Below are 7,310 nucleotides of genomic sequence, written 5' to 3' on the forward strand. Positions count from 1 at the left end.
GGACTTCACAAGTAGGCATGTCGTGTAGAGTGATGACGTGACTTACGTGAACGCTGGCGACATCGCCCGGCTGGCCGACGTCGGCCGGGCCGCGGTGAGCAACTGGCGTCGCCGTCATGACGACTTCCCGCAACCGGTCGGCGGCACCGCCGCGAGCCCGCTGTTCTCGCTGGCCGAGGTCGAGTCCTGGCTGCGGCGCAACGGCAAGCCGTACGAGGTGTCGCAGGCGGATCTGACCTGGCAGCGGCTCCGGGCCGCGGGCGACGACCTGCACCTGGGGGAACTGGTAGCGGCGGCGGGAGACTTCCTGGAGGGCCGTCCGTCGGGCCTGCGTGCCGGGGTCACCGAACTGCTGGCGGACCTGGCCGCTGAGCGCGGGCCGCTGGACGCCTTCGAGTTCCTGTGCGAGCGCTACGTCGAGGCGCACTCCCGCCAGCTGGCCGTCACCCCCGCCGACCTGGCCGAGCTGATGAGCCGCCTGTCCGGCGGCGGCGCGCTGCTGGACCCGGCCTGCGGGATCGGCACCCTGCTGCTGGGGGCCAAGGCGGCCCTGGGCCAGGAGCTGTCCGGCTCCTCGGCCAGGATCGCGCAGATCCGGCTGCGCATGCGCGGCGTGGCCGGCCACGTGGTGGCGGGGGACTCGCTGCGCCACGACGGTTTCCCCGGCGAGCGCGCCGACGCCGTCGTCTGCGACCCCCCGTTCAACGAGCGCGCCTGGGGTCACGAGGAGCTGGCCGGGGACCCGCGCTGGGAATACGGCCTGCCGCCACGCGGCGAGCCCGAGCTGGCCTGGGTGCAGCACTGCCTGGCCCGGGTGCGGCCCGGCGGCACCGTGGTGATCCTGATGCCCCCGGCGGCGGCCTCCCGCAGGACCGGCCGCCGGATCAGGGCCAACCTGCTCAGAGGCGGCGCGCTGCGCGCGGTGATCGCGCTCGGCGGGGCCGACCTGTGGCTGCTGCGCCGCCCCGAGGCCGGGGAGCGCCCGCCGGCGCAGGTGCTGATGTTCAACGGCGACCTGGCGACCGTCTGGCCCGCCTGGCTGGAGTTCCAGCGTGATCCGCGCGGGGTGCCCGTCATCGACCTGCTCGACGACGAGGTGGACGTCAGCCCGCTGCGCTTCGACCGCAGGGGAACGCCCGCCGAGTTCCTCGCCGAGCAGGAGGGCTTCCGGCAGGCGGCGAGCAGCCTGACCGGGCCGGACCTGGGCGTGCTGGAGCAGCCCAGGGACCTCAACATGACCACGGTGGGGGAGCTGGCCAAGGCCGGGCTGCTGGCCGTGCACCATTCGGCGATGAAGCCGGACGAGGTGGCCGACCGGGGCGAGGTGCCGGTGCTGTCCGGCGAGGACGTGCTGCTCGGCGGCGTCCCGTCCGGGTGGGCGGGCTCGGCCGACGGGCAGATCGTGATCGAGTCCGGCGACGTGGTCACCACGCCCGCGGGCGTGGTCCGGGTGATCGCGGAGAGTGGCGCGGTGCTCGGCCCCCAGCTCACCCTCTACCGGCTGGACCCGGCCCGGCTGGACTCCGACTTCCTGGCCGGCTTCCTGCGGGCCGGGGGCGGGCTCAGCCGGGGGACCAGCCGGCTCGACGCGCGCAGGACCAGGGTGCCGCGCCTGCCGCTGGCGGAGCAGCGGCCGTACGGGGCGGCGTTCCGGCGGCTGGCGGAGCTGGACGACGCGCTGCGGGCCGCCACCCGCCGGGGAGAACGGCTCATCCGGCTCGGCTTGGACGGGCTCGCCAGCGGACATCTCCTCTAAAGTAGCCGCATGGTCATCGCTGACCGATACGAGCTCGACGACCTCCCCCTCGGTCAGGGTGGCATGGGGGCCGTCTACGGCGGTCACGACAAACACCTGGACCGGAAGGTCGCGGTGAAGTTCCTGCGGCTGCCCGGCGGCCCCGACGAGGAGCTGGAGCTGCGCTTCATCCGGGAGGCGCGCATCCTGGCCCGGCTGGAGCACCCCGGCGCGCCCGTGCTGTACGACTTCGGCACCCACGAGCAGCGCCTGTTCCAGGTGATGCAGTTCATCGAGGGCGTCACCGTGGCCGACGTGGTCAGCGAGCACGGGCCGCTCCCGGTGGCCTGGGCCGCCGCCATCGGCGCGCAGGCGTGCGCCGTGCTGTCGGCCGCGCACGCGCTCTCCATCTGCCACCGGGACTTCAAGCCGACCAACCTGATGCTCTGCCCGGACGGCACGGTCAAGGTGCTCGACTTCGGCCTGGCCATCCTGCGGGAGGCCGACGGCGCCCAGTTCACCCGGGTCGGGCAGATCCTGGGCACCCCGGCGTACATGGCGCCCGAGCAGATCAAGCGCGGCGTCGCCGAACCCCGCAGCGATCTGTACGCCCTGGGCTGCGTGCTCCACGAGATGCTCACCGGCCGTCAGCTCTTCACCGGCCCGACCGACTACGTCGTGTTCGAACGCCAGGTGAAGGAGCGCCCGCCGCCCGTCGAGGGCGTGCCGCCCGCGCTGGCCGACCTCATCGCCGCCCTGCTGGAGAAGGACCCGGAGCGACGCCCGGCCGACGCCGACACCCTCTACCAGCTGCTCCAGACCTTCGCCGTGGACCTGCCCGCGCTGCCCGGCTTCCTGGACAAGGGCCCGGCCCCCGGCCGCATGTACGCCCGCGTGGTCGGCCGTGTCCCCGGCTGAGAATCCGCCAGGTGAAACGACCCGGGGCTCGGCGGGATGCGGTCGGGCGCTTGGCCGGGGATCGCGCAGGGATACGGCCGTGGGTTCGGCGGGGGTTCGGCGGGATCCAGCCGGGGTTCGGCGGGGATACAGCCGGAGGTTCGGCAGGGATACAGCCGGAGGTTCGGCGGGGATGCGGTCGAGTTCCGGTTGGTTCCGGTCGGGGTTGCGGTTAAGGTCCTCCGGTGACTCCTGACCGGCTCGGCGCGCTGCTCGGCGCGCCCCCCACTCCGGTGGGCACCTGGGCGGACGCCGCGCGCTACACCTCGCCCGCCCTGCTGCACCCCCGCGAAGGGGCGGACCTCACCGTCGAAGGCCTGCGCTCGGTGGACGGTGTGGCGGCTGTCGAGACCCAGCCGAACGGCCTGCTTCTGGTCACGGTGACCCTTCCGGGTGAGCACGTCGCGGAGCTGGAGGAACTGCCGCATCTGGCCTGGTGCGTCTGGCCCGACCGCCCACGCACCTGGGACAATCCCGGATTTGTCGTGAAATTTGCATATGCGCGGGCGGTGGCCGTGGCCCGCTGGGCGGCGCGGCTGGACGTGCCGATGACGGGATTCCGGCCCGAGCTCCTCGACGCTCCCGAGGACCGCGCCGTGCTCCGGCGGCTGGCCGAACTGCCCAGCCGCCGGGCCAGCCGGGATCCCCGCTGGGCGTCCTTCGCCCAGCAGTTGGCCGGGGCGTACCACGATGCCCATGAACACGCCCCCGCGATCCCCGCCGGAGACGAGCCGGTGTGCGAGCGGCACACGGCTCGGCTGTGGCTCGCCCGGGCGGTGCGGATCGTGCTGGCGGCCGTGTCCGCCGAGGTTCCCCCCGACCGGCTGTAGCGTCTCGCCCCTCGGGCAACCGTCTCAGCGGGGGTGGCGAGTCCGATAACCTCGTTAGGGTGAGTCGATTCGCCCATCCGGCCGGTGACAGGCACGCCGAAGTGCTGCCCGAAGAACGCCCGCCGCACGCGCCCGCCGACCTGAACGCCCTCAACCCGGCGATCTGGCCGCGAACGTCGGAGCGAATCAACGGAACGATCACGATCGGCGGCGTGGACGTCCGCGATCTGGCCGCCGAGCACGGCACGCCGCTCTACGTGATCGACGAAGAGGACTTCCGCTCCCGCTGCCGCGACTACCGCGCCGCCTTCCACGACGGCGAGGTGCACTACGCGGCCAAGGCGTTCCTGTGCCGCGAGGTGGCCCGCTGGATCATGCAGGAGGGCCTCGGCCTGGACGTGTGCAGCGCCGGCGAGCTCGCCGTGGCGCTGAGCGTCGGCTTCCCGCCCGAGCGCGTCACCATGCACGGCAACAACAAGTCGCCGGCCGAGCTGGAGCGCGCGGTCGTGACCGGCGTCGGGCACATCGTGGTCGACTCCTACGAGGAGATCGCCAGGCTCGGCTACCTGGCCGACAAGCACGGCACCCGCCCCAAGGTCATGATCCGGGTGACCGTCGGCGTGGAGGCGCACACCCACGAGTTCATCGCCACCGCCCACGACGACCAGAAGTTCGGCCTCTCGCTGAGCAGCGGCGCGGCGGCCGAGGCGGTGCGCCGGGTGCTGGCGCTGCCCTCGCTGGAGCTGGTCGGCCTGCACTCCCACATCGGCTCCCAGATCACCGACACGGCCGGTTTCGAGGTGGCCGCGCGGCGGCTGGCCGGCCTGCTCGCCCAGATCAGGGACGAGCACGGGGTCGTGCTGCCGGAGCTCGACCTGGGCGGCGGCTACGGCATTCCGTACCTGGACGGCGATGACGCGCCGGACATCAAGCTGATCGCGGAGAGCCTGCGCGAGATCGTGGCGAACGTCTGCCGCTCCGCCGGGCTGCCCGTGCCGCGCCTCACCGTCGAGCCCGGCCGTGCCATCACGGGCCTGGCCGGCGTCACGCTGTACGAGGTGGGCACGGTCAAGGACGTCGAGGGCCTGCGCACCTACGTCAGCGTGGACGGCGGCATGAGCGACAACATCCGCACCGCTCTGTACGGCGCGGACTACACCGCCCGCCTGGCCTCCCGCGCCAGCCAGGCGGGGCCGATGCTGTCGCGCCTGGTCGGCAAGCACTGCGAGAGCGGCGACATGGTCATCCGCGACCTCTACCTGCCGGCCGACCTGGCCCCCGGCGACCTGATCGCCGTCGCGGGCACCGGGGCGTACTGCCGCTCGCTCGCCAACAACTACAACTACCTGCCCAAGCCCGCGGTGGTCGCGGTGTCCGGCGGCAAGGCCCGCGTGATCGTCCAGCGCGAGACCGAGGATGACCTGCTCAGGGGGCAGCTGTGAGTAAACCGCTGAAGGTCGCGCTGCTCGGCTGCGGCGTGGTCGGGTCCCAGGTCGTGCGGCTGCTGACCGAGCAGGCCGAGGACCTGGCGGCCCGGGTGGGCGCCCCGCTGGAGCTGGCCGGCGTGGCCGTGCGCAAGCTGGGCCGCAAACGCGACGTGCCGGTCCCCGAGGAGCTGCTCACCACCGACGCGCACGCGCTGGTCACCCGGGACGACGTGGACATCGTGGTGGAGGTGATCGGCGGCATCGAGCCGGCCAGGTCGCTCATCCTGGCCGCGATGGCGGGCGGCAAGTCCGTGGTCACCGCCAACAAGGCGCTGCTGGCCGAGGACGGCGAGACCGTGCACGCCGCCAACCGGGCCGACCTGTACTTCGAGGCCGCGGTCGCGGGGGCGATCCCGCTGATCCGGCCGATGCGCGAGTCGCTGGCGGGCGACCGGGTGCACCGCGTGCTCGGCATCGTCAACGGCACCACCAACTACATCCTCGACAAGATGGACTCCACGGGCGCGTCCTTCACCGACGCCCTGGAGGAGGCGCAGTCGCTCGGCTACGCCGAGGCTGACCCGACCGCCGACGTGGAGGGCTTCGACGCGGCGGCCAAGGCCGCCATCCTGGCCGGGATCGCCTTCCACAGCCGGGTGACCGCCGCCGACGTGTACCGCGAGGGCATCACCGAGATCTCCGCCTCCGACGTGGCGTCGGCCAAGGCGATGGGGTATGTGATCAAGCTGCTGGCCATCTGCGCGCGCTCGGACGACGGGCGTTCGGTCGGGGTCCGGGTGCACCCGGCGATGATCCCGCGGTCGCATCCGCTGGCGGGGGTGCGGGAGGCGTACAACGCGGTCTTCGTGGAGGCGGAGTCGGCGGGGCGGCTGATGTTCTACGGCGCGGGCGCGGGCGGCGCGCCGACCGCCTCGGCCGTGCTGGGCGACCTGGTCGCGGTCGGGCGCAACCGGCTGGCCGGGACGCGCGGGCCGAGCGAGTCGGTCTACGCCGATCTGGCCGTGCATCCGGTGGGCGAGACCGTCACGCGCTACCACGTGTCGCTGGACGTGGCCGACAAGCCGGGCGTGCTGGCCACGGTGGCGGACGTCTTCTCCCGGCACGACGTGTCCATCCAGACGGTCCGCCAGGAGGGCCGGGGCGACGACGCCCAGCTCGTCCTGGTCACTCACCGGGCCAGCGACGCGGCGCTGTCGGCGACCGTGGAGGGGCTGCGGGAGCTGGACATCGTCCGCGCGGTCGCGAGCGTGATGCGGGTGGAGGGCGACGAAACCCCCTGAAAAGCACCCCGAAAGGGCGGTTTGCGGAGAAACGCCTGGGGAAGCTGGGATTCGTCATAGAGATCGGGAATGGTTGGCACGTGCCCAATCGGTCGATGGCAGACTGTGCGGCACGCGAACTCCACTTTGGGATGATGTTGTGAGACTCCTCGGCGCTGTCTGCGCGCTCTTAGCCGCGACCTTGACTCTGGCCTTGACCGCGCCCGCCAGCGCGGATACGGCCCAGACCGCCGGCCGGGCCGCCAAACCCAAGATCATCGTGTCGCTGGGCTTCGACGACGGCGACGCCAGCCACGCCATGGTCGGCAGCCTCCTCAAGCGGTACGGCATGCGTGGCACGTTCTACATCAACAGCGGCGACCTCGGGAAGTCCGGCTTCCTGACCCGGCGCCAGGTCAGGACCCTCGCCAAGCAGGGGCACGAGATCGGCGGCCACACCCTGCACCACGTACGCCTCACCGAGGTGGCCCCGCTCACCGCCCGCAAGGAGATCTGCCAGGACCGCAAGGCCCTGCTCGGCATGGGCTTCAAGGTCCGCACCTTCGCCTACCCGTACGGGGCGGAGAACGCCAAGGTGCACAAGATGGCCGCGTACTGCGGCTACAACGCGGCCAGGACGGTCGGCGGCCTCACCCAGCCCGGCTGCCTGGAGTGCGGCGGCTACGCGGAGACCCTCCCGCCCCGGGAGCTGTACCGGGTCCGCACCCCGGGCTCCGTCCGCGCGGACAACACCCTGGAGGAGATCCAGGAAGAGGTGATCGCCGCCGAGGAGAAGGGCCACGGCCTGCTCCCGCTGGTCTTCCACCGCGTCTGCGAGGAGGACTGCGGCGAGTACTCGGTGACGCCCCAGCTGCTGGAGGAGTTCGTGGCCTGGCTCAAGGAGCGCGAGGCGGACGGCACGGTGGTCCGCACGCTCGCCGACGTGATCGGCGGGAAGGTCAGGCCGGTGCCCGGAAGGTGAGCCGCCGCAGGACCCGCGCGGCGCGCCCGCGCATGGTGGGCCTGCGGCTCAGCTTCGCGGCGGCCACCCGCCACTGCTCGGCCTTGTCCCGCCAGCGGG

Annotated in this window: 6 protein-coding genes; all 6 read left to right on the forward strand. The window is 72.7% G+C overall.

Annotation, left to right across the window (positions count from 1 at the left end; genetic code table 11):
- Positions 1–37: 37 nt before the first annotated feature.
- The 6 genes from Aph01nite_RS19820 to Aph01nite_RS19845 all read left to right on the forward strand — a co-directional run bounded on the left by Aph01nite_RS19820 (position 38) and on the right by Aph01nite_RS19845 (position 7,211).
- Positions 38–1,756, forward strand: coding sequence for an HsdM family class I SAM-dependent methyltransferase (locus tag Aph01nite_RS19820; RefSeq protein ID WP_204042408.1), 1,719 nt, complete (start codon positions 38–40; stop codon positions 1,754–1,756).
- Between the two features lie 9 nt (positions 1,757–1,765).
- Positions 1,766–2,653 (forward strand): serine/threonine-protein kinase, encoded by an 888-nt coding sequence (locus Aph01nite_RS19825; protein ID WP_204042409.1) that lies wholly within the window; start codon positions 1,766–1,768, stop codon positions 2,651–2,653.
- 224 nt (positions 2,654–2,877) lie between these two features.
- The gene (locus Aph01nite_RS19830) at positions 2,878–3,522 is read left to right on the forward strand and encodes a DALR anticodon-binding domain-containing protein (protein ID WP_204042410.1); all 645 of its coding nucleotides are present in this window, start codon (positions 2,878–2,880) and stop codon (positions 3,520–3,522) included.
- A 59-nt stretch (positions 3,523–3,581) separates the two neighbouring features.
- Complete coding sequence (gene lysA / locus Aph01nite_RS19835; RefSeq protein ID WP_204042411.1) at positions 3,582–4,964, forward strand: diaminopimelate decarboxylase; 1,383 nt, start codon at positions 3,582–3,584, stop codon at positions 4,962–4,964.
- Complete coding sequence (locus Aph01nite_RS19840) at positions 4,961–6,250, forward strand: homoserine dehydrogenase (RefSeq protein ID WP_239161822.1); 1,290 nt, start codon at positions 4,961–4,963, stop codon at positions 6,248–6,250. Before lysA ends, Aph01nite_RS19840 begins: the two co-directional genes overlap by 4 nt.
- A 193-nt stretch (positions 6,251–6,443) precedes the next feature.
- A complete protein-coding gene (locus tag Aph01nite_RS19845; RefSeq protein ID WP_204042412.1) occupies positions 6,444–7,211 on the forward strand; it encodes a polysaccharide deacetylase family protein in 768 nt (255 codons plus the stop codon).
- Positions 7,212–7,310: the final 99 nt, after the last annotated feature.

This window comes from Acrocarpospora phusangensis (assembly GCF_016862995.1).
Classification (GTDB): domain Bacteria; phylum Actinomycetota; class Actinomycetes; order Streptosporangiales; family Streptosporangiaceae; genus Acrocarpospora; species Acrocarpospora phusangensis.